This window comes from Marinifilum sp. JC120, assembly GCA_004923195.1.
GTDB lineage: Bacteria > Desulfobacterota > Desulfovibrionia > Desulfovibrionales > Desulfovibrionaceae > Maridesulfovibrio.
In genome coordinates, this window is sequence record RDSB01000009.1 from 58,608 (window position 1) to 81,193 (window position 22,586).

The window sequence follows — 22,586 nt, forward strand, 5'->3', positions numbered from 1 at the left end:
AATTTCTGATCGAGAGGCATCACATAAGAATGACTGTATATCGAATTTAAATATTAGACGATTAGACTGCTACTTATTACATTTACGACACGTATTCAGGCGGTTAAATTCCCAAACCATATCTGCAAACCATTTTGGAGGATGTCGAAAATCTCTTAAAAACAAATTATAGCGAACAGCCTTTGCTTTCCAGGCAGACTTCAACCTTCTCTTAGGAAAAACCAGTAACCACAATCCCAATGAGACAATATAATAGCGCAGGTCAATCCTCAACTCTTCGATCGATCCACCTTTGCTGAGTTCAAATACTTTGGGGACAATTCCTATTTTGGAACAAAGATACTCATGAAGCTGATTCTTATTGGAAGTTGAGACAATTATCTTACAAAGCTGATGTAACACCTCAAAATACGACAAATTAAATTTCTTCCGACACCCCATATGAAAATCATTCAGCAACGCCGAATATAAGCCGTAAACTCTCTGATCATAAATAATCGGCTTCTCTGGAGGGACATCGCGCAAGTCGGCTTCGCATTTGGCACATTGGTATATTTCTCGGGCCTGATCAATATCCCGATTAAAATCACGTCGGTGAAAAACGATCGAAGCCCCGCATTCAGGACATGAATCGCGCAGCATTGTCCCATGCTTGGGACAAAAAGCATAAAAAGCAATGCGCCACGCGCGCCTGTAGTACGGCTTCTCGTCTTCCATAAGACACTGAGGGCAGTATTGAACCCCATAACCAATCCGATCTGCGCTTTTACTTTTTACAGGAAGAATCCAATGAGTCTGACCGCTAATGCGCATATGCCGAAGGACCCACCCTACATATCCATGGAGAGTCGTCTCGCGCACCCTTGAAACAGGTGTTCCCGTTACTTCAGCTATCTTATTTATAACAATATCTGGCCCATGCCGCCCTATATCCCTAATCCATGGAGAATAGTTAAAGCCAAACAACATTCGGGACATAGTATGAAGTTTTACTGCATTAGCCTCGGCAATGCGTACAAGCCATGATGACAGGAGTTCATCTTGCAAAGGTTTAGGGTGTGCAGGAAGATATTTTCCCTGAAAGCATGTAATTATCCCCCAAATTCTGATCGATAACGCCTTTGACTTGGAGAAATCCAATTTATTTTTCCAAGAATATCAACATCAATTCTTTCATGTCCTGACTTAATTGCAAAAACAGATGCATCTGCAAGAATCCTGGCAATTTCTCCGATATACCCTTCGCTCATTGACAATATCTTTGTTGACAATCCACGCTCATCCAAACCAGATGGTTGCGCCAAAGGCAAAATCCTTTCAAAACTCAAAAGCAATCTTATATAGTTAGCATTTAATCTCCACCTCGGCAAAAAAGCAGCGTCAAACCTGTTAGACAGCTGCAAATCAGTCTGAATGGCTCGATCGGCTTCTCTAGTGCCCACACCAACAATAGGTATCTTAAGTTCATTACCAAGACCCTTTATAACATTCAAAAACGCCCTTTGCTTTTTCATACTTCCAGCTAGAATTTGCTGAATTTCATCAATAATTAATAATTTTACTCCGACAGCCTTAAGTAACTTCACAGCTTGAAACGCTTTTTTGGATGCCCTATCTTGTGGCCTAAACGGAGCATTAATGTTCTCCAAAATATTATCATAGAAACGGCCTTCCTCCGGTGTTGGTGGAGCTTGGATATACAACACAGGAATAATTGCCGCCTCTCCATCAGGATTGTCATCACGCGGGTGTGCCTTACAAAATCTATTCACAAGCATCGTCTTACCGTTATTGGTATCACCAGTTATCAACAAATTCGGCATGCGATGCGACTTCGGATATTCAACAAGTTCTTCCAAACGTGCCAAGATTTTACTTGCCACTGGGTAACCTATCCAAACTGGAGTCTGAATTTTCGCAATCCTTTCTTGCTCTGACAATGCCATCAGGCTTACAGCAGACTCGCATAAATGCGGAAATTGAGAAGTCATTACAGATCATCCATGAATTCAATTTCATCAAAAGGTTTTAAATCATCAAACTCCAAATTATCATTCTGGATTTCTTCATTCAAACCAACCTTCGCAGATTTATTAATAATTTTATTCGTAGCACCAAGCCCTGAAATCCTCTTTTGCCTTTTTAATCTTGCTGCTTTGGTTTGCTTCACTGCATTTTCCTCGATCTTATCCATTCGATCATATGCTTCAAAAATCTTCCGCTCATCAACATCCTTTTGACCTGCCTCCTCTAAATCTTTCTTTATTTTACGAAATTCCCATATACTGATAGGGGGATGAGAGGTATCCCGATACGGAATAGGGTAATAAGTCTCCAATTCAGGATCAAAAAACCAAATCTGACTAACATCTCGCGGGTCCCGTCTAAATATAAATTTACGAGTTAATTTAGAACGATCCGAGTATGAGCAATTAATCCATCTGCGAAGGACATCACTCCAATATTTAATTTTATCTATTGATACCCCATCTCTTTGAACTGACCTTTTAATCATAGGCATAAAATCCAGAAGCAAAGCTTCTTCATCTGCAATCTTTGGATAAAGACCAACCCCTGGATGACGATCATCACCAAATATCCCCTGTCTATATTTATTATATGGAGTCATATTTAACGATGAATGCACCTCCTCATGATAAATTTGTGTAATATAAATAGTAAGCCATTTTTCAAAATCTGAAAGGGTGAATGAAGCTTTTTTCTCGGACTGGTACCGCCCTCTTTGCTGTACATTGGAAAAAGTTGTTCCAGGAAGGTTATGTATTTTTTTCGCAAAATTACCCAATAACCTCTCGATATGAGGACCAAACTGTGGTCGCCCAACAGGACGCCATTCGATATTAATTCCATATTGAGCACATGCATTTTCAAATGAGATGCTTCTAAATTCTTTTGCATTATCAACATGAATAGTTTTTGGAATTCCGTAGCATGGCCACTTTACATCTATCCCCATTTCAGCCAGCCACTTATCCTTCAATGCAATTGACCTATAAATACTAAGCCCTGTTCCAACATATCCCGGTCTATCGAAAGAGAGATAAAAACCAACAACCATTCGGCTGTATACGTCCATCGCAAGAGTGATCCATGGACGCCCGATAGCCTGACGATGGATGTCGTCGACAAGGATTAAATCAATTTGAGTATGGTCGATTTCAACAACAGCTAAAGGAAAATCTGCACCAGGAAAACTACCCTTTATTTCCCCATAGCTATCATTAGCCTCTTTATCTCCATGACGACGCTTGGTTTTAATATAGGGTGAAATTTCTTTAATCCTATTACGCACTGTATTTATATGCGGTGCCTTTAAACCCTCTTCATAACATTTCTTTTTTATCTTTTTATAAACTTCAGAAACAGATTTCTTTTGGGGGCTTAAATATTCTGTCTCAATAGTACTCTGAACAAGACTCTCAATCTCCTCTGAAAATTTCTTTTTCCCTTTATCGTTCCGATTTCTAGGTACCAGTGATGTCAACTTCCCTGATTGTTCATACCAATGCAGCCAATTATAAAGAGTGCTTGGGTGAATTTGTAATTCTTTCCCTCGTGCTTCAACGACATCCCGAGTTCTTCCCTTAAGATCAACCAAAGGTTCTATTGCTTTATATCGCTCCGTCGCCAACGTCATTCTTTCCTCTGATACGGCATCAATTGCAGGGGAGTCGTCTAAAACGACCTGAAACGGCTCAATGGCAACAATATTAGTCGCTGTTATTTCGCCAGAACTGAGAACCTTAACTAACGCAATATCAAAGTCAGACATCTCAATAAATGCACATTCTTTTCCATCCACATATACTCGATCCCCCCGCGTAAAACGGTATGTTGCAGGAGGTCCTATTTTTTTAGAAACCATATTTCCGACCTCATAGTCAGCGGTAAAGATAAATCACACCCTATTTGAAATGTCCCAACCATATACCATAAAGTAGGCAACAATTCTGCTTGATCCCACTCATCTTCATAAATGCTCTTCAGAAGATCAGCAGGAGTACTTGAATGAAGCTTCTTTAGCGAACCAAGGAGAATATCTCCATGGGTAGAGTCGTAAGTATTCTGACATTTAAACCTTATCAAAAACTTCACATTCTTCAAAAGGCCAGTTCTGATTTCTTTCTCACTAACAATTTTAAAGCGCCACCTTCTGCTTTTAGCAAAAGATAGCGCTTTCATAAATTTGGGCTTCAACTTATCCCAGTTCTTCTTCAGATCACTACGATACTTGACTTCAAAAATTGTTGGCTTTAACTCAACCCCGTCAGCATAGAATACCAAAACATCTGGGGTATACTTACGAAGCTTTCCTTTTGAATCGATCCAATTTATCTCGACTGGCTGGACCTCGAACCTCAATACCTCCGGCGAAAATTCAAGAAGTGACAAGAAGTCCCTTTCCAAGGTAGACTCAAATCCAGCAGGACCGTCTGACTTGGTATTAACAAGTTTACCAGTCACATTGCGATAATTCTTTGGAATTTTTCTTACAGGCATTTGCAACCTAGTCGTGATTATCGTTGTATATCTTATTTACAAAATACGCTTAGATCACACCAGTCGTCAAGAGCGTTGTAGAAACTAGACAAATCCTAGACTTCTAGTCGCGATTAGCGATGTAAATCACATAGGCCAATCTTTTAAAAAACTTACTCATTACGGAACTTTCGTTACGGAAGTTCCGTAATTCTATTTTAAACATAGAATATCACACAAACAATCTCAAAAATAATACAATCTATTCTTTCACGGCCACATTTTTTCAAACGAAACTCTGCCCCTACAGCCACGCAATAAAATTTACTCATCAATGCATGGGAGTTATAGTCTCCATTTCCGGTATTATAAATATCCGCAAATTCGAAACAAATGTTGTAATTTTCTTTACAAGAAAAACAAAAAAGCGATATTTATTACTTAAAAATTGAATCTCAAAAATAAATACAACATCAAGGTACAATATGAGCCCGAAAATTCTCTTTGTCGACCATGATAAGAATATTTTGGACAGCTTCAGGGCCATGATGCACGGCCTGCGCAAAGAATGGAAAAGCCGCTTTGCCGCAACCGGGCAAGACACGTTGGAAATGATCGGCAAAAACGAATTTGACGTTGTCATTACCGATATGAAACTGCCCGACATGGACGGCTGTGAGCTACTTAACAAAATCGCTAAAATACAACCGGACACTATCCGCATAATGCTATCCGGGCATTCGGATATGCCGTCGTTGCTGAAATCCGCAAAACATACCCATCAATTCCTGAGCAAGCCATGCAGCACCGATCTGTTGATCAATACCATCCGCAGAATGATGGAACTGCGCCCAATTCTGGAAGATCGCGAAGTCAGGAAAATAGTAACCGGGCTTGATGCACTGCCAGCACTGCCGGACTTATACATTGAAATAACCCGCGAACTCAACAAACCAGAGCCAAGCCTGCAAAAGATAGGCGAACTTGCCAAGAAAGACCCCGGCATATCAACTACTCTGCTAAAAGTGGTCAACTCGTCCTTTTTCGGCTTCTATGGTTCTGTCTCCTGCCCTTCCCGGGCGGCGGTACTACTGGGGACTGACGTCCTCAAAGGACTGATTCTCGGGGTCCACTTCCTTCAGGAACTGGATACTGATATCCTCGGCCCATACTCCATAGAAAAACTTTGGGAACACTGCCTGCAAACCGGTTACCTCGCCAAGGGAGTCTGTGCATTTATGGATGCGGACGAAAAAACCGTAACCGACTGTTTCGTGGCTGGACTGCTTCACGATATCGGCAAATTCGTCTTCATAACCGAGATGAACAAGGAATATCAGGAAGTACTGAAAAACGTTCGGGAATTCGGCGGTCCGGTGATTAATGTTGAAAAAAAGATTCTTGGGGTAAGCCATGCGGAAGTGGGAGCTTACCTGCTGGGGCTATGGGGATTCAATGAGGAGATAGTAAAAATGGTCTACTTTCATCATTCACTCGAAAATTGCGATAACGTATTTACCCCCACGCACGCAATTCATGCAGCCGATGTACTGCAACACGAGCTTATCCCCCATACTTCCGGCTATATATTTACTGAATTTAATGATAACAAGCTTGCAGCAGCAGGTCTTTTGAAACACATTAATGACTGGCGTGCGGAGTGCAACAACTTGCTGGAGAACAAGCATGAAGAAGAAAAGTAAGGTCCTCTTTGTAGATGACGAACAGAATATACTCGACACATACAGAGCCCTACTGCGCAAACGGTTCAAAGTAGAGACAGCTCTCGGCCCAGAAGAAGGGCTAGAAAAAGTTAAAACATCAGGACCATATGCTATTGTTGTTTCAGACCTGAAGATGCCAAAAATGGACGGGATCACATTTCTCAGCAAGGTTAAACAACTTTCACCGGATACTGTCCGGGTCATGCTCACAGGACATGCCGACCTTGAAGCGGCTATCTCCGCAGTTAACGAGGGCTCGGTTTTTCGTTTCCTGACCAAGCCGAGTGCTATTGAAGAAATGATCCGTACCCTTGAAGCTGCCATGAGGCAATATTCCCTTGTCGTGGCCGAGCGGGAGCTGCTGCGCGGCACATTACGGGGAAGTGTCAAAGTCCTCACCGACATTCTTGCTCTGGTCAATCCAGAGGCTTTCGGGCGCAGTGAAAGAGTCCGCCGCCTTGCCGGATATGTGGGCCAAAACCTGAATCTGAAACAAACCCTTTATCTAGACCTCGCCGCCATGCTTGGACAGTTAGGCTGCGTGACAATACCTGATACGTTACTTCTAAAAGTTTTTACCGGGGAAACTCTCACAGCTGAAGAACAACAAATTTACGGAATGCACACCTCAGTAACAGCAGGTATACTATCCCAGATTCCGCGTATGGAAACAGTTTCTGAAATCATTCAACACCAGAATGATAGACTGGACGAAAATCCCACCATGCCAGTGGAGTCACGTGTACTAAAAGCATGTCTGGACTACGACTCCCTGATTCAGCAAAAAATAGACAAGATGGATGCAATCAGCATCCTGCGCGGCATGAACGGCATATATGACATCAAAGTTCTTGATGTCCTAGAAAAAGGAACTGCCGGGGAGGATGGATACGTACGCCGAGAAATTGAACTTGAGGAACTCAAACAAGGCATGATTCTGGATGAAGGACTTTGGAGTGAAGACGAAGTTCACCTTGTTGCCGAGGGCACAGAAATGACGGAAACCGCAATCATCCGTATTAACAATTTCAGAAGGGCCAAAAAACTTCCCCCCAGAATACGGGTGCTTGTCCCACTCAAATATATCAACTAACCGACAAAGCGTAACTGTCCCAAAATTCAAGCCTGTAGGCGGAGAAAGAAATGTGCGTTAAAAGAAAAACATCTCTATTCATTGCATCCATGTCCCTGCTTACAATAATCATATTTGCAGGATCAGTCTTCGCCTCGGACCTTGAACAGATAAAAGAGAGAGGAGTCCTGCGGCATCTGGGAATCCCCTACGCAAATTTTGTAACCGGACATGAAACCGGATTGGATGTGGAAGTAATCAAACTCTTCGCCGCACATCTAGGTGTCAGATATGAATTTGTGAAAACCGATTGGTCTACCATTTTTGGGGACCTGACCGGAACAATGGTCAAACCCAAAGGAGACGATGTTGAGTTTCTGGAAAAAACTCCCATCAAGGGTGATATTATTTCCAATGGGCTGACCAGACTGAAGTGGCGCGAAAAAATCATCAACTATTCAAAGCCAACATTTCCAACCCAGGTCTGGTGTGTTGCCAGAGAAGACTCCCCTTTGCGCCCCATCAACCCCAGCGGCGACATTGATCAGGATATCCGGACGGTCAAAATCATGCTCAAAGACAAAAAAGTCATGGGCAAGCAGGGGACCTGCCTTGCCCCGGAACTTTATGGTATTGACTCCAGAATCGCCACAATCATTAATTTTACGGGCAGCCTCAACGACATAGCTCCAGCCATTATCAAAGGAGAAGCGGATGTTGCCCTGCTTGATGTTCCTGATTCGCTGGTAGCGTTGAACAAGTGGCCCGGAAGAATAAAAGTTCTCGGCCCGATCTCTCCGCGGCAGATCATGGGATCAGGATTCCGCAAAGATTCACCGCAACTTCTCAAAGCCTTTAATGAATTTTATGCAGAGTTGAAAAAAAGCGGAAAGTACAACAAGCTGATAATTAAATACTATCCTGCTGTGTTCAGTTACTATAAGGATTTTTTCAAAAATTAATCATGTTCCGATTAAAGGAGCCCCATTTGTTCAAAAGCAATAAAGCGATCCCGGCAGCACTCGCTCTGATAGCGATTTTCGTCATATCCATAATCTGGACTAATTATAGTTCTCAGGTGGATTTGCGTAAAGCATCGTTGCAGCAATTCAGCGAGTACTCAGGACGGGAGGCCGACTCATTCAGTCATTTCTTTTCTGAAAGACGAAATGACCTTATCGACCTCTCAACCAGCAGGGCACTTTTAAGCTATTTTGATAACAAAGCTCTGGGCATGGCCCCGGAATACGGCCTGCACGCCAGCCTCGTCCAGATTTCCGAACTGCTAACCCGGATCATCAAGATAAAACAGATTAACGCGGTCCCCACTTACACAAAAATCATCTTTGTTGACGAGACTGGAAAGATACTCGCGGACAACGATCACGCCCGGACATTAAATGCAAAATGCAAAGTAAACATTCCTACGGATCTTGATCCGGAAAAGGTCCGAATTGTTTTAAAAAAAAGAGAAGATAAAACCAGCTTCATACTCATGCTCCCGTACATATTCAGAGGAGAAAAAGTAGGAACTCTTCTGGCATGGCTTAATACAAAAACAATCCTTCCTTTCAGATCCGGATCTCAAACCAACTCAGAGCTGCACAGCTTGAATTATTTGCTTTACGACAAAACCATATACTCCCCGCTGAAGAGTATTCCAAAACAACTGGCAGAGAAAATATCTGACGATTGGGAACTTCAAACAGGCAAGGTAAATGAACTTGTCCTTGACCTTGAGGGACAGGGGGCCCCTTCAAAAAGCCTTGTTGTCCGTTCTGCAATTAAAGGAACCACGATCTCATTACTGAGCATTATTCCCGAAGAAAAACTTATCGGCTCAATTTCCCCACAAAGCCTGCTCATGTACACGCTTCTTCTGGCATTATTCCTTTTAGGCGGTGGTGTGTTCATCATAAAAATTAATGCTCACAACCTTGTCCTCAATACACGGGTGGAAGAAGCAGCAAAACAAGCAAAAAAAATTGAAACTAAAAACAAGCAATTAATAAACGAAATTGAAGCCCGCGGTCACGCAGAAAAAGCCCTTCGCCAAATCAACGACGAACTTGAAAACCGTGTTCAGAAACGGACAGAAGACCTGACCCGAGAGGTTCTTGAAAGACACGAAGCAGAAGAAGCCATGAGGCTTATATTTAATAACACTCATGACTCAATTTTTATCCACGATATTGACGGAAAAATTCTGGATGTAAACGACACCATGCTAAAGACTTATCAAGTGGACATGGAAACAACTCTTCAAATGTCAATCAAAAATGATTTTTCCGCTCCAAGTATGGATCTGGATATACTGGATAAAAAATGGCAGCAAGTTGTGAACGGAGAAGAGGTGGTATTTGAATGGACAGCCAGAAGGCCCGGAAACGGATTCTTATTTGAAGTTGAAGTGGCTTTGAACCGTATTGAGCTGGACGGTAAACAGGTTATTCTAGCAAACGTACATGATATTTCAGAACAGAAAAAAATTTTAATCCAACAGGCCGAACATCAAGAATTTCTTGGGACCATATTCGAAGGCATCGGTGCGGCTGTATTCGTATTCGATCCCACCAAAGGGATTATGGTCGATTGCAACAGTATGGGAGAAAAACTGCTGGATATGAGCCGCAGTGCCATACTCAACGCCGCCTGCCAAACCGAAATCACATTCACATCAGATACCAAAAAAGACCTGCTTTGCCCCAACTGGCATGAACAAGGCTCCTACGAAGAAGGATTTTTATCAATACAAAACTCTGCCCCGCTGCCTGTTTCCCGTCACCTTTTTGAAATCCACATAGGCGGCATGACCCACCTCGTGCAGGTTGTTTTCAACATAGCTGACCGCAAGCACCTTGAAAGAAAACTGAACATCGCACAGAAGCTCGAATCCGTAGGGTTGCTGGCCTCCGGGATTGCGCATGAAATCAACACCCCTATCCAGTATATAGGTGACAGCATCCGTTTTGTAAGAGAAGCATACAGCGACTTAAATGAACTGGTCGAACTTTATGAACAGTATATTAAGGCAGAATCCTCCGAATCGCGTGCAAGCCTCCTTGATGAAATCGAAAAACACAAAGATGACATTGATCTGGAATTTATCAGCACCGAATCCATCAAAGCCTGCGACCGGGCTCTTGAAGGGGTTGAACGAGTAGCTACAATTGTCCTGGCCATGAAAAACTTTTCCCATTCCGGGGAAGAAAAAAGCAAAGCCGTGGACATCAACAAGGCCATTCAGAATACCATTGAGGTCTCCCGCAATGAATGGAAATATGCTGCAAAGCTTGAGACATCCCTCGAACCGGACCTGCCTCCGGTTAAATGCCTGCCCGGAGCCATCAATCAGGTACTGCTGAACGTGATTGTAAATGCAGCCCATGCCATCGCTGAGAAGAAACATGAGGATGAAAAGGGGACTATCTCTGTTACCACAAAATTTGAACCACCCTTTGCAATAATCATCATCAAAGACACGGGCTGCGGAATTTCAAAAGAGAATATGCACAAAATCTTTGATCCGTTCTTCACCACCAAGGAAGTGGGCAAGGGGACAGGGCAAGGACTGGCCATTGTCCATGATATCATCGTTGAAAAACATTGCGGGACCATCGACATTAAATCCGAAAAAGGTGAAGGCACAACTTTCATAATCAAATTGCCGATTGAAGGCGGTGGGGAAATGGACTCGTAATTATTTAACAGCCCCACGTCGGCATTACAAATAATTATTTTTTTGTAAGCCCAAAACAAAACCTCCCTCGGAGCAAGTCCAAGGGAGGCGATCAATCAGGATATGTCCGGTAAAAATCTGCTACTTCGTAGTGCGGAAGGTCAAGGAGAATGCGTACCAGACATAACGAGTATCATCGAGAGCCTTTGCGTACTTACCGATAATGATTTGACGTCCGGCAGGACCGATCTTCACATTGATGGGCTTGGAATTCTTGAGATTCATCAGTTCGGGATGCTCAGAGGTACGATCAGAGGTAGTGGAAATGCGAGCACCTGCTGCGGGCATGGGCTTTCCTTCATAGTACATCATGACCGGAAGAATATCGCCTTCTTTGAGTTTGGAAGGATCTTTAAGGGGAACAATTTCCGCACGCTGCCCAACTGGTTTGCTCATGCTAGGCTGCCATTTGAGAATAGTCTTGGAAAGTTTGTATGAACGTCCTTCCTCAACAACCTTACCGCAAACCTGTCTAGGACGTTCAAAATTCTGCCAACCGCCTTCTTCAGTGTGATACCAATACTTATTGTCAAATTCGACAGTAAGCATGCTGTAGTCGTCGTCAAGCCATGCAAAGGCTTCGCCCTTTTTGTAGACAGCCTCAAGGGGAGTTTTCCAATTACTCTCATTAATCCCGGTCAACGCAGTAATACGACTGATGGGATACGGATCAGTAGAGCCGGGATGGCCGTAAATCAAGTGTGCCGTACGTCCCTTTTTTTCCAGCCACATGTCATGGGCGGAGCAAACGGAAGTAAATGCTAAGACAAAAGCCATTGTTAAAACGAGTTTTTTCATCATCAGAGTTCTCCTTATGTGATTGTGAAAATGAATTTCATTTCCAATAAGAGCGTGACTAACAGACAGAATAATCAAAAGTCAACAGTTAAGTACTAATCCAACCAATAATTATGACTATTAAGGCAGAATAACATGACCAAATAGAGATTCTCAGCTGTCCAACAAATGCCATACCCAGGTTCACGATAAAACCGCCAACTTGACCTTTCAGGTAGATTGATGCACTGCTTTGCCAGGGTCGGATTTAATTAATTTATTGTACTGAGATTGAAAGCTAATGCTTAACATAAATCTACCCGAATCCGCTTAAGCCACGTGATTCTGTTACAATATGGAGAATTACAATGCGCAAACCTATACTATTAGTATTATTCACATTTTTTCTACTATCTAATCTTACCTGCGTTGCCACAGCCAAGGGCAAAGCTGATGTTCCCGCGAACAACAATCAAAACATCGTCGCAGGCTACATCGAAAACGTATCCATCAAGATCTGGAATCGCAAAAGCCCGATCATCATGGAAGCAAAAATGGATACCGGAGCTGACAGTTCCTCGTTGCACGCAACAAACATCAAAATCGACAAAAAGAAAAAAAAAGTAAGCTTCACTCTCACTGACCAGCACGGCAAAGCCCAACGCATAACCTGCCCTTATGCCCGGATTGTACGCATTAAAAAAAGGCCTTCCGGCTACCAGCGCAGAGCGGTAATCCCTGTACAGCTCCAGATCGGACCCAAAAGTTTCGAAGCCTTTGTCAACCTGACCGACAGAACCAACTTTTCCTACAAAATGCTGATAGGCAGAAAAGAATTGCGTCACGGCATACTCATTGATTCCTCACGCCATCACCGCCTCAGCCAATCTGTGAAGTAAAGCCTTTCACTTAACAAACGCAATTTTTTCCGGAAAAAACCACCATGAATTCTATTCAGCTAAAAATACTTGTCGCCCTACTCCTGACCGTGGGATTGGGCATGTTCAGCTACAAAGCTGTCATACTCGGCTTTCCCCTCACTCCAGAGGAACAGACCGAAATCTGGAACGTGGAGGCCCATGTTTCCTTTGAAGCCAAAGGAGCGCCGGTCAAAGCAAGTTTGCAAACCCTGAATCGGTTGCCGAAATACACAGTGACCGACGAATATTTTATCGGAGATGACTATGGACTGCTGCACGCATTGCAATCCGCAGACGGAACTCCGCAGCAAAACCGGAATCCTGATAACATTGTCGCGATCTGGTCCAGACGCTCTGCCAAGGGTAAGCAAGACCTGTTCTACTCTGCCCGGTTGAGACCGGAACATAGTAATCAAGAGGAAAGTTGGGTCCACCCTACGGAAATCCCCAAGCTAACCGACCCTCAATTTACTGAAGCAGAACAAGTGGCAGCAAATTCCCTGATCACTGAGGTGGGAAATGAATCCGCTGACATAGAAACTTTTGTCCCCCAGCTCATGAAACGGCTCATGGAGCCTTCTGAAAACCCGGACGGAGCCTACCTGCTCCGCGATAACGCAAATACACTGGGCGCGGTAAATATGGCTGTGCGTCTGCTGCACTTTTCCGGTATCCCGGCCCAATCAGTACACGGCATTACCCTTTCCACTTCCAAGAATGCCAAAATCAAGCATTGGCTGGAGCTTTTCCACAACGAAAAATGGCACATGTTCGATGTGACTAAAGGAACCTTCGGAACACCGGTCAACTTCGTTACATGGTGGCGCGGAAATGCCCCATTAGCCACTGTCAGCGGCGGAAACAATCTTAGTGTTACGCTTTCCGTGGTGCCGGCAACTGTCAGTGCTCTGGGTAATGTGGTGGACCGTCTTACTGTCACCGCTCCCACCATACTGGAATTCTCCCTATTCAACCTGCCCGTACAGGCGCAGGCCACTTACCGAATCATCCTGCTCATCCCCATCGGTGTACTCCTGCTGGTCTTTTTGCGAAACGTGATCGGCGTCACCACCTTCGGCACATTCATGCCCGTGCTGATCGCTCTTTCCTTCCGCGAAACCCAGCTGATCTGGGGGCTTTGCCTGTTTTCCATCGTTATCATCCTCGGACTGGCAGTACGCCTTTATCTGGAACACCTGAAACTGTTACTGGTACCGCGTCTGGCCTGTGTACTCATTGTGGTAGTCCTGCTCATGGCCGGAATCAGCATCATAAGTTTCAAGCTGGGCTTTCCGCGCGGAGTATCAGTCAGCTTGTTCCCCATGGTCATCCTGAGCATGACCATTGAACGTATATCGGTCATGTGGGATGAACTTGGTGCCGGAAAAGCCATCCAGCAAATTATCGGCTCCATGGCTGTTGCCGTGCTGGCCTACATCGCCATGAGCAACCTGTTCATCGAACATCTCATATTCGTATTCCCGGAACTCTTTCTCGTGCTGCTGGCACTGACCCTCATGATCGGACGCTATACCGGATTCAGGCTACTTGACCTGATCCGCTTCCGCGCATTCCTCAAGGAAGGTTAAAATGGGCTGGTTCAGCAAACTTAAAAAAATCGGGATCATAGGCCTAAACGGACGCAACGGGGCCTATGTGTTGCCCAACAATCCGCGCAAGCTCTACCCGCTGGTGGATGACAAGATCACCACCAAGGAGCTGACCCAATCCGCAGGACTCAATGTCCCGGAACTTTACGGAGTTTTTCAAGCCCAACATGAACTGAAACGCCTACCAAAACTGCTTCAAGAACATGATTCCTTTGTGGTCAAACCGGCACGGGGAGCCGGAGGAAACGGCATTCTGGTCATCACCGGAAAGCTCGGCCCGCGCTTCCGCAAACCTGACGATTCACTGGTGGCTGAGGATGCCATATCCTTCCATATTTCAAACATTCTAAGCGGCATGTACAGCCTCGGCGGAATGCCGGACAAGGCTATGGTTGAATATTGCGTGCAGTTCGCCCCGATCTTCAAAAACATTGCCTATCAGGGAGTCCCGGACATAAGAATCATCGTCTACAAGGGAATCCCGGTCATGGCCATGCTCCGGCTGCCCACACGGGAATCAGACGGCAAGGCTAACCTGCATCAGGGTGCCATGGGCTGCGGAATAGACATGTGCAATGGTACGACCACCAGCGCAGTCTGGAAGAACGACAACTGCACCCATCACCCGGACACCCTACATCCCGTTGCAGGGGTGACCATCCCGGACTGGCCTCAGCTGCTTAAACAGGCAGCTCTGGGCTACACCGTAACCGGGCTGGGCTACCTCGGCGTAGATATTGTGCTGGATAAAAACATGGGACCGCTGATCCTAGAACTGAATGCCCGCCCCGGTCTGGCTATTCAGGTTGCCAATAAATGCGGGCTCCAGCACAGGTTAAATGAAGTAGATAAAGTACATCAGGATCTGCACACAGAAAACCAACGGATTCAATATGCCATGGATAATTTCGGATCATAAGAAAATAAGACTACTTGCCGCTCTGGTCGTCAGCCTGAGCCTGTGTCTACTGGCTGGATGCAAACAGCAACCGAAGGTCATTGTGCCCCCGGTGCCTCCTCTTCCAGTGGAAGTTGCAAAGGAAAAAGCACCGCTGGGTAAAAAAGAAATACGGTTGAATATAAAACTGACCCGCCAGCCGGATAAACGCAAATTGCGCAAGGTCCGCTCCCAGAGCATGCCCACCGGAACCAGGATTTCCTATCCCGCCGGAGCAGATATTCTCCGTTTTCTGCAATACGATGAGGAGATAATCACTCTGCCCAAAATGCAGGCCGTGAGAGATTTCAAAATAATGCTGCTGACAAGAGACCAGAATCCGCCCCTGACCGTGAACGGATATTCCAATGTAACCTACGAACTCATGGATTCAGATCAGCCGAAAGGGGTTATCCTGCTGGATTCATTTTACGGTACTCAGAAAAAAGACGGCACCCTTTCCAAAACCATGCTGCTTCCCACAGAAAGAAAAGATGTATTCAGAAAAGTACAGGCGGAAATCAGCCCGAAAAGAATCAAGTTCAAACCGGTAATCAGGACCAACGTCCTGCCGGATTCAGAACGGCATTACGTAATCAGATTTTTAGGTAAAAAAGGAATGACTATCCTCTTTGAAATCCGCCATCTGGAAGGGGGCAGCCGTCCCAAAGTGGTCAACCGCCAGACCATAGAAATACCGCTAGGCACCCCGCGGATCGAAATCAACGGGCACAGATTCAAGGTCCATACGGCTACGACTGAGTTTATTGATATTGAGCGGCTGAGTTAACGCGATAGCGCCTCAAATTCTCTGCCTTTTTCTCGTATAATCACGAATGGTAAGCTCAATCGTAGGGATACCGTTGAACTTATCGATCTTGGGTGAGAAAGCGAACCGCATAGTGGCCCCGATCAGTTCGGAACCGAGCTCTTCGCCCATGCGCCATGCTTTGGCGGGCATTTTGCGGGTCTTATCAGTGTCGGTAATGGTAAGCTTGACGTGGGCCTTACCCATGGGTCTGCGCTCAAGCACTTCCACCGGAGGGGTGGTAAAAACAGGTTCCGGGTTACCCATGCCGAAAGGCTGCATGAGATCAAGCTCTTTGAGCAATACGTAATCAATATTTTCCAGCGGCAATTCCCGGTCAACTTTAAGCGAGGCTTTAAGAGGTTCGGTGCCGATCTTATCAATTACGGCCTGATCAAACCTTTCCCGGAACTCGGAAAGCAGATCAGCCTTGAAGGACATCCCTGCCGCAAGCTTGTGGCCGCCGAAATTGAGAAACAGCTCGGACATGGAGGTCAGCCCTTCGTGGATATGAAATTCCTTGATGGAACGGGCCGATCCTTTGACAACTCCGTCCTCTTCACAAAGCATGATCGTAGGGCGGTAAAATTTTTCTACAACGCGCGATGCAACAATACCGATGATGCCGGGATGCCAGTTTTTGGAGTAAAGCACCAATCCGGCCCGGTTGTCCCTTTTGACATGCTGCTCAGCCTGCGCGAGGGCTTCCTGTAAAATGAGTTCTTCCTCGGCCCGACGCTCGGAGTTCAACTCATCCAGAACTTTGGCAATAGGCCTTGCGGTTTCCATATCTTCAGCCATCAAAAGCTGGAGAGCCTTGCCCGGATCGCCCATTCTACCCGAAGCATTGATACGCGGCGCCAGTCCAAAACCGACCTGTCCGGCCCCGATAGCCGCGAACATGTCGTACCCGCTGACCACTTTCAGAGCAGCCAGTCCGGGACGTTTTGCTTCTTTGAGCAACAGCAATCCGTTCTTGACCAGAATACGGTTCGGCCCCTGAAGTTCCACCACATCGGCAATGGTTCCAAGGGCCACGAAATCAAGATAAGCCCGCACATCCGCAGGATCACCGGGCAGCAGCCTGTTCAGCTGGGCCATAAGCATAAAAGCCACGCCCACCCCTGCTAAAGTTGCGCAGGGGCAATCCTCGAATGTCTGTCCGTTGTACTCGGTAAGACGCGGGTTGCAGACAGCAGCCGCAGGAGGCAGCTCATCACCTTCCAAATGATGGTCTGAAACAACCACGGTCATGCCCAATTCATTGGCAGCTGCAATTTCCGCATTGTTAGTGATGCCGCAGTCCACGGTTAAAAGCAGGTCTATGCCCTGTTCGTGCAGCTTTTTAATCCCATCCACATTAAGGCCGTAGCCTTCCTCCAGACGGTTGGGCAGATAGTGCTCGCACTCATAACCACGATCAGCGAGAAAAGTTTTGACCACGGCGGTGGAGGTAACTCCGTCCACATCGTAATCGCCCCAGACAGCCATTTTTTTGCCCGCAGCAAGACCATCCGCAAGGACCTGCGCGGCCTGCTCCAGACCGGGAATTTCAGTAGGTTTGCAGAGGTTGCGCAAACCGGGGGAAAGATAAAGGTCCATTTCAGCAGAACTCTGAAAGCCACGGTTCCATAAAATTTCCGCAAGAAGCTCGGTGATACCGAGTTCATCAGCAATAGCAGGTATGGAGGAGGGAAGTTCCTCCTCGCTTCTCAGCTTCCAAATTTTAGGCAATGGTGGCTCCGTAAATTTTCAGGCTAGAAATCAATCTGAAGGTCTTTGATGGGACCATTTTTATCTTTTTTCTTGGAAAGAGCGTCCGTATTGATATTCGGGGCATCATTTTCTTCAGTGATAAATCCATTCCCCTTTAAGTAGGACCAGAACATGATCCCTTCTTCCAGTTCAGGATTCAACTTCAAAGATTTTTTGATATATTTGATGCAATTATCAAATTTACCCTTTTCATAATAGGCACGGGCGATATTCAGGCAGAGGTTTTCGTCATGCTTACTGATTTCCTCGGCCTTGTGATAATATTCAAGGGCCTGATCAATCATTCCATTGCGGCGCAGATTAATGCCGAAATCATTAAAAAGATGCTTATGCTGCGGCTCGTAAATTGCCCCGATACCCACCAATCTGCGAAAGACATCCTCCGCACGCCCGGTCTCCCCGCGCTCAAGATAGGTCAATCCGAGGCCGAAATTGGCCCGCACATTTTCTTCATCCGCATCAATGGCATGCCCGAATTCATATTCCGCGCTGTAGCTTTCACCACTAGCGCGATGCCCTTCCCCACGCTTAATGGAGCCATTCAGAGATTCCATACTGGGCCGAACAACTTCAGCGTAATATTCCGGTTCAGGGTGGTAATTATCGAGGAAAGTATCCCGCTCCACCGTAAGTTTCGGCCCGGAAGGAACATTGTTGATATTCAGCGGCTGCACTTCCAAAGCACCATTCTCCTGCTCTTCCACAAACCAATAAGTTTTCTGCACGGTTTGACGCGTGGTGGTTCCGGTACCGACAGTTGATTCGGTTCGGGACGAGAAGACTCCGGTAATTCGATTGGCAGCCATAACAACCCCTGTTAGGAATTCATTTCCGCAACAATCCTGCGCGCAGCTTCCGCCGGATCATCAGCCCCGGTGATGGGTCTGCCGACCACGAGAAAATTGGAACCGCGATCTACTGCCTGCGACGGAGTAACAACCCTGCGCTGATCATCGGAAACAGACGCGGGACGAATTCCCGGAGTCAAAGCCAGAAAATCCTTGCCACATTTTTCCTTGATAGCTTCCACTTCCAGACCGGAGCAAACTACGCCGTCGAGTCCTGCCTGCGATGAAGCAAGAGCAAGATCAAGCACAGCGGAACCGAGTCCATTGGGAACAGGGAAAGGAATATCGTCCTCGTCCATGCTGGTCAGGATGGTGATTGCCATGAGCAACGGGCCTTCTTCGCCTGTTGCACCTTCGGCGCGGCCCTCACGGGCGGCAATGGCCATGCGTTCCCCGCCAAGGGCGTGCAGACTGAGCATATCAGCCCCAGCACGGGTTGCAGAACGTACCGCACCTTTTACGGTGTTGGGAATGTCAAAAAATTTCAGGTCCACAAAAACCTTGAAACCCATTTCCTTAAAACGAGTGATAATTTCAGGGCCTTCAGCGCAGAAAAGTTCAAGACCGACTTTCACCCACGGAGCAACCCCGCGTACTTTTTCAGCCATTTCAACAGCACTGCGTGCATCTTTAAAATCAAGGGCAACTACTAATTCAGACATATTACTCCCATTATTCCCATGTACTTAAAATACTTTCAAGAAGTCCCGGATTACTACAAGGACGGTTTTTCCCGGCAAGATAAATGGCCCTCAGTTCTCCGTAAGCCTTTTCCAGATCATCATTAACAATCCAGTATTCAAACTTAGGTGCGGAGGCCATTTCCTTCATGGCATTGAGCATGCGGCGATTGATAACCGGCTCAGTATCAGTGTTGCGACCTTCAAGGCGTTTTCTAAGTTCTCCGTAGGACGGAGGCATCAGAAAAACGAAAATCCCATCAGGCATGGATTCCATCAGCTGCATGCAGCCCTGAAAATCAATGTCAAAAAGGATATCCATGCCCTTGAAAAGCATTTTCTCAACAGGCTTTTTCGGAGTGCCATAAAAATTGCCATGGACCTCGGCCCATTCAGCGAATTCCTCGGCTTCCAGCTTTTCGTTGAATTCATCAACGCTCAGGAAAAAGTAATCCTTGCCATCCTCTTCACCCTCGCGCGGATCACGGGTGGTGCAGGAAATGGAAAAACCGACCTGCGGAAATTCTTCACGCAGTTTTTTTACCAGAGTACTTTTCCCGGTACCGGAAGGAGCGCAGATAACCAGTACCTGCCCTTTTCTTTCCGGGATCAGTATATCAGTCATTATCTACCTCCTCGGAAGTGTAACGGTGACCGATTGTTTCCGCCTGAATTGCCGAAAGAATAACATGATTGGAATCGGTAACAATGATGGAACGGGTTTTACGGCCCTGAGTGGCATCCACCAATCGCCCTTCCTGCCTTGCGTCCTCACGCAATCTGCGCATGGGCGAGGAGGAAGGGTTAACGATGGTGATGACGCGGCTTGAAACCACGTAATTACCGAATCCGATATTTAGTAGTGTCTGCTTCTGCATCGGGAAAAATTACTCTATATTTTGAACCTGTTCACGGCATTTTTCAAGCTCGGCCTTAAATTCGACCACAACCCTGCTCACTTCGGAATCCTGACATTTGTTACCGCAAGTGTTGATTTCCCTGAAGGTCTCCTGCAACAGGAAGTCGAGGCGTTTACCAGCATCTTTGTTACCACGCAGAACTTCAAAAATACGTTCAAGATGGGCATCAAGTCTTGTGATCTCTTCGGAAACGTCAAGCTTATCAGTCAGAATGGAAACTTCCTGCACCATGCGGTCTTCAATGTATTCCGCGCCGAGGTTTTCCATGTTGCCCTTAACTCTTTCGATCAGAGCAGCACGCTTGGTTTCAAGGATTTCAGGAATCTTGACTTTAACCTGCTCAGTGTATTCCTTAAGCAGAGTGAAACGTTCCTCAAGGTCACGAACAAGGTCATCGCCTTCGGCCTGTCTGGATTCCTTCCAGTTTGCCAATGCCTTTTCCAGACCTTCGCTGATGGACTTGGCAAGTTTCGGATCAGGTTCGCTGGACGCATCACGCCACAGACCGGAAATGCTGAAAAGCCTGTTGTAATCCGGAGTGAATTCCACGCCGTCTTCAGTTGCCATAGCTTTAAGCTGGTCAAGCATAGCTGTGGCCTGCAATCTATTCAGGCTGATGCCCAGCAGTTCGGTGCTGAAAACTTCAAGGTTAAGGGAAAGGTCAACACGACCACGTGAGCCGTATTTACGGACAATCTTTTCCCAGCGGGATTCATAGCCGCGCAGGGAATTAGGCAGGCGCCATTTCAAATCCAGAAAACGGGAATTAACGCTACGGATTTCCCAAACATGGCTCCACTTGTCTTCGGTGGTCTCAGCGCGACCAAAACCAGTCATACTTACGGGCATTTATTGCTCCTTGGCCTCCGGCGGCTCTCCGAGGGCCAAAGAACCTTTTTGAAAAAAGGTTCTCTGGACTCTCCCAAAACTTTTAATGGGCTTCGCCGGGGTAAATTAAATTATTTTATTTTTACCGTTAGGCTACCATCTTTGGCAGCTACGGGCTTTACTTCTACTAAATCACGGGGCACTTCGTTTTCGAATTCATCTTCCAGAATACAAGTGGAATAGAATTCACAGATGCCCTTATTTTTGTTTTGGAAAAGGACTTTCAGTGAGTCCATTTCTGAAATTTTTTGCAGGAATTCCTGCTTCTTTTCTTCTACCATTTCACGCAGAATCCGGCCCCGTTCCTTTTTGGTGGGTCCGTCAAGCTGCCCTTTCATGGAAGCAGCTATGGTTCCCGGACGCACAGAATACGGAAAAACATGCGCATAAGATAGAGGAAGTTTGCGGCAAAATTCAAGAGTATTTTTAAATTCTTCCTCGGTTTCTCCGGGAAAACCGGTCAGAATATCCGCTCCAAGCCCGAAAACAGGCCATATCTCCTTAAGTTTATCCAAAAAGCCCAACACATCTTCCGGCTTGTAATGCCCACGCCCCATGCGTTTAAGCACCTGACGATCACCGCTTTGCAGAGAAAGATGAAGCTGCGGACAGATCAGCTTGGACTTGGCAAAAATTTCCAGAGCACGCTCTTTAAGCTGGCCCGGCTCAAGGGAACTGATGCGCAACCTTGCGCGTCCGCCCCACTCTGCGCCGAATTCATCTTCGATGCGTTCCATGAGATCCCAGAAATCAATACGCTCTTCAAACTCGCGGCCATAATGACTGAGGTTGATGCCGCTGACGATCATTTCACGGAATCCAGCTTCAAGAAGACGGGAAATTTCCTTAAGTACATCGTCAACCGCACGGCTCACGCTCGGCCCTCTGGTGATGGGGACAATGCAATAGGTGCAACGATGCGAACAGCCGTCCTGAACTTTGACCACCGCCCTTGAGCGTTCGTAGTCTTCAATTTCAAAAGGCTGAAAAATTGTTGTGTCGTCAGAAACTTCAGGCCCGTCTTCAAGCTTAAGCAACTCGAATTTGCGCTCCTGCGGAATTACATCTGTCACTCCGGGAAGCTCTGCCAATTCCTTTGCAAAGACCTGCGCCGCACACCCTGCGATGATAATTTTTCCTTCGGGATTGCGGCGATTGATGGCCCGCACGGTCTTGCGCAGATCACGCAGGGCCGCAGCAGTCACAGCACAGGAGTTGATAATAATTTCGTGCGCTTCTGCATCATTTTCGGCCTGCTCATAGCCCATGCGCAGCCAGCGTTCACGTACGGATTCGCTTTCGTATTGGTTGATCTTGCAACCTAAAGTGGTAATCCAGAATTTTTTCATAACCATATCCATATAATCCGCTCCTTTTATCATGGAGC

General features: G+C 46.1%; 20 protein-coding genes. 8 read left to right on the forward strand and 12 right to left on the reverse strand.

The features are described from left to right. Positions 1-69: 69 nt before the first annotated feature. Genes D0S45_10375 through D0S45_10390 form a run of 4 tightly spaced genes read right to left on the reverse strand, consistent with a single transcriptional unit; the run spans position 70 to position 4,521 of the window. Positions 70-1,140, reverse strand: a complete 1,071-nt coding sequence (locus D0S45_10375) for a hypothetical protein (protein TIH15594.1) — start codon at positions 1,138-1,140, stop codon at positions 70-72. Then, on the reverse strand, positions 1,092-1,991 hold the full coding sequence (locus D0S45_10380) for an AAA family ATPase (GenBank protein TIH15595.1): 900 nt from the start codon (positions 1,989-1,991) through the stop codon (positions 1,092-1,094). Before D0S45_10380 ends, D0S45_10375 begins: the two co-directional genes overlap by 49 nt. Beyond that, the gene (locus tag D0S45_10385) at positions 1,991-3,886 is read right to left on the reverse strand and encodes a transposase (GenBank protein ID TIH15596.1); all 1,896 of its coding nucleotides are present in this window, start codon (positions 3,884-3,886) and stop codon (positions 1,991-1,993) included. Before D0S45_10385 ends, D0S45_10380 begins: the two co-directional genes overlap by 1 nt. After that, positions 3,868-4,521: a heteromeric transposase endonuclease subunit TnsA gene (locus D0S45_10390; GenBank protein TIH15597.1), complete on the reverse strand. Its 654-nt coding sequence runs from the start codon at positions 4,519-4,521 to the stop codon at positions 3,868-3,870. The genes D0S45_10385 and D0S45_10390 overlap by 19 nt, the downstream gene beginning before the upstream one ends. 464 nt (positions 4,522-4,985) lie before the next feature. Here D0S45_10390 and D0S45_10395 point away from each other — a divergent pair, with 464 nt between their 5' ends. Genes D0S45_10395 through D0S45_10410 form a run of 4 tightly spaced genes read left to right on the forward strand, consistent with a single transcriptional unit; the run spans position 4,986 to position 10,996 of the window. Beyond that, on the forward strand, positions 4,986-6,203 hold the full coding sequence (locus tag D0S45_10395; protein TIH15598.1) for an HDOD domain-containing protein: 1,218 nt from the start codon (positions 4,986-4,988) through the stop codon (positions 6,201-6,203). After that, positions 6,187-7,317, forward strand: a complete 1,131-nt coding sequence (locus tag D0S45_10400) for a response regulator (protein TIH15599.1) — start codon at positions 6,187-6,189, stop codon at positions 7,315-7,317. The genes D0S45_10395 and D0S45_10400 overlap by 17 nt, the downstream gene beginning before the upstream one ends. A 50-nt stretch (positions 7,318-7,367) precedes the next feature. Beyond that, positions 7,368-8,258: an ABC transporter substrate-binding protein gene (locus D0S45_10405; protein ID TIH15600.1), complete on the forward strand. Its 891-nt coding sequence runs from the start codon at positions 7,368-7,370 to the stop codon at positions 8,256-8,258. A 2-nt stretch (positions 8,259-8,260) separates the two neighbouring features. Further along, entirely contained in the window at positions 8,261-10,996 is a 2,736-nt protein-coding gene (locus D0S45_10410; GenBank protein ID TIH15601.1) for a PAS domain S-box protein, read from the forward strand. Between the two features lie 120 nt (positions 10,997-11,116). Here D0S45_10410 and D0S45_10415 read toward each other — a convergent pair whose 3' ends face one another. Continuing rightward, a complete protein-coding gene (locus D0S45_10415; GenBank protein ID TIH15602.1) occupies positions 11,117-11,836 on the reverse strand; it encodes a DUF4198 domain-containing protein in 720 nt (239 codons plus the stop codon). 344 nt (positions 11,837-12,180) lie between these two features. Between D0S45_10415 and D0S45_10420 the strand changes: the two genes are divergently transcribed. The 4 genes from D0S45_10420 to D0S45_10435 are packed head-to-tail and all read left to right on the forward strand — an operon-like array spanning position 12,181 to position 16,069. Next, the gene (locus tag D0S45_10420) at positions 12,181-12,711 is read left to right on the forward strand and encodes a hypothetical protein (protein TIH15603.1); all 531 of its coding nucleotides are present in this window, start codon (positions 12,181-12,183) and stop codon (positions 12,709-12,711) included. Between the two features lie 44 nt (positions 12,712-12,755). Further along, positions 12,756-14,321: a hypothetical protein gene (locus D0S45_10425; protein ID TIH15604.1), complete on the forward strand. Its 1,566-nt coding sequence runs from the start codon at positions 12,756-12,758 to the stop codon at positions 14,319-14,321. Between the two features lies 1 nt (position 14,322). Continuing rightward, the gene (locus D0S45_10430; protein TIH15605.1) at positions 14,323-15,261 is read left to right on the forward strand and encodes an alpha-L-glutamate ligase-like protein; all 939 of its coding nucleotides are present in this window, start codon (positions 14,323-14,325) and stop codon (positions 15,259-15,261) included. After that, positions 15,236-16,069 (forward strand): hypothetical protein, encoded by an 834-nt coding sequence (locus D0S45_10435; GenBank protein ID TIH15606.1) that lies wholly within the window; start codon positions 15,236-15,238, stop codon positions 16,067-16,069. Before D0S45_10430 ends, D0S45_10435 begins: the two co-directional genes overlap by 26 nt. Positions 16,070-16,081: 12 nt before the next feature. Here the strand turns inward: D0S45_10435 and recJ are convergent, their stop codons facing one another. From recJ to mtaB, 7 genes are all read right to left on the reverse strand, one after another. Then, on the reverse strand, positions 16,082-17,821 hold the full coding sequence (recJ, locus tag D0S45_10440; GenBank protein ID TIH15607.1) for a single-stranded-DNA-specific exonuclease RecJ: 1,740 nt from the start codon (positions 17,819-17,821) through the stop codon (positions 16,082-16,084). A 23-nt stretch (positions 17,822-17,844) separates the two neighbouring features. Beyond that, the gene (locus D0S45_10445; protein TIH15608.1) at positions 17,845-18,669 is read right to left on the reverse strand and encodes a tetratricopeptide repeat protein; all 825 of its coding nucleotides are present in this window, start codon (positions 18,667-18,669) and stop codon (positions 17,845-17,847) included. 11 nt (positions 18,670-18,680) lie between these two features. Continuing rightward, on the reverse strand, positions 18,681-19,373 hold the full coding sequence (locus tag D0S45_10450) for an orotidine-5'-phosphate decarboxylase (GenBank protein ID TIH15609.1): 693 nt from the start codon (positions 19,371-19,373) through the stop codon (positions 18,681-18,683). 10 nt (positions 19,374-19,383) lie between these two features. Beyond that, positions 19,384-20,016, reverse strand: a complete 633-nt coding sequence (locus tag D0S45_10455; GenBank protein ID TIH15610.1) for a guanylate kinase — start codon at positions 20,014-20,016, stop codon at positions 19,384-19,386. Further along, the gene (locus D0S45_10460) at positions 20,009-20,269 is read right to left on the reverse strand and encodes a DUF370 domain-containing protein (GenBank protein ID TIH15611.1); all 261 of its coding nucleotides are present in this window, start codon (positions 20,267-20,269) and stop codon (positions 20,009-20,011) included. The genes D0S45_10455 and D0S45_10460 overlap by 8 nt, the downstream gene beginning before the upstream one ends. A 9-nt stretch (positions 20,270-20,278) precedes the next feature. Then, complete coding sequence (locus D0S45_10465; GenBank protein TIH15612.1) at positions 20,279-21,160, reverse strand: YicC family protein; 882 nt, start codon at positions 21,158-21,160, stop codon at positions 20,279-20,281. A 110-nt stretch (positions 21,161-21,270) separates the two neighbouring features. Next, positions 21,271-22,560 (reverse strand): tRNA (N(6)-L-threonylcarbamoyladenosine(37)-C(2))-methylthiotransferase MtaB, encoded by a 1,290-nt coding sequence (gene mtaB / locus D0S45_10470; GenBank protein TIH15613.1) that lies wholly within the window; start codon positions 22,558-22,560, stop codon positions 21,271-21,273. Positions 22,561-22,586 lie beyond the last annotated feature (26 nt).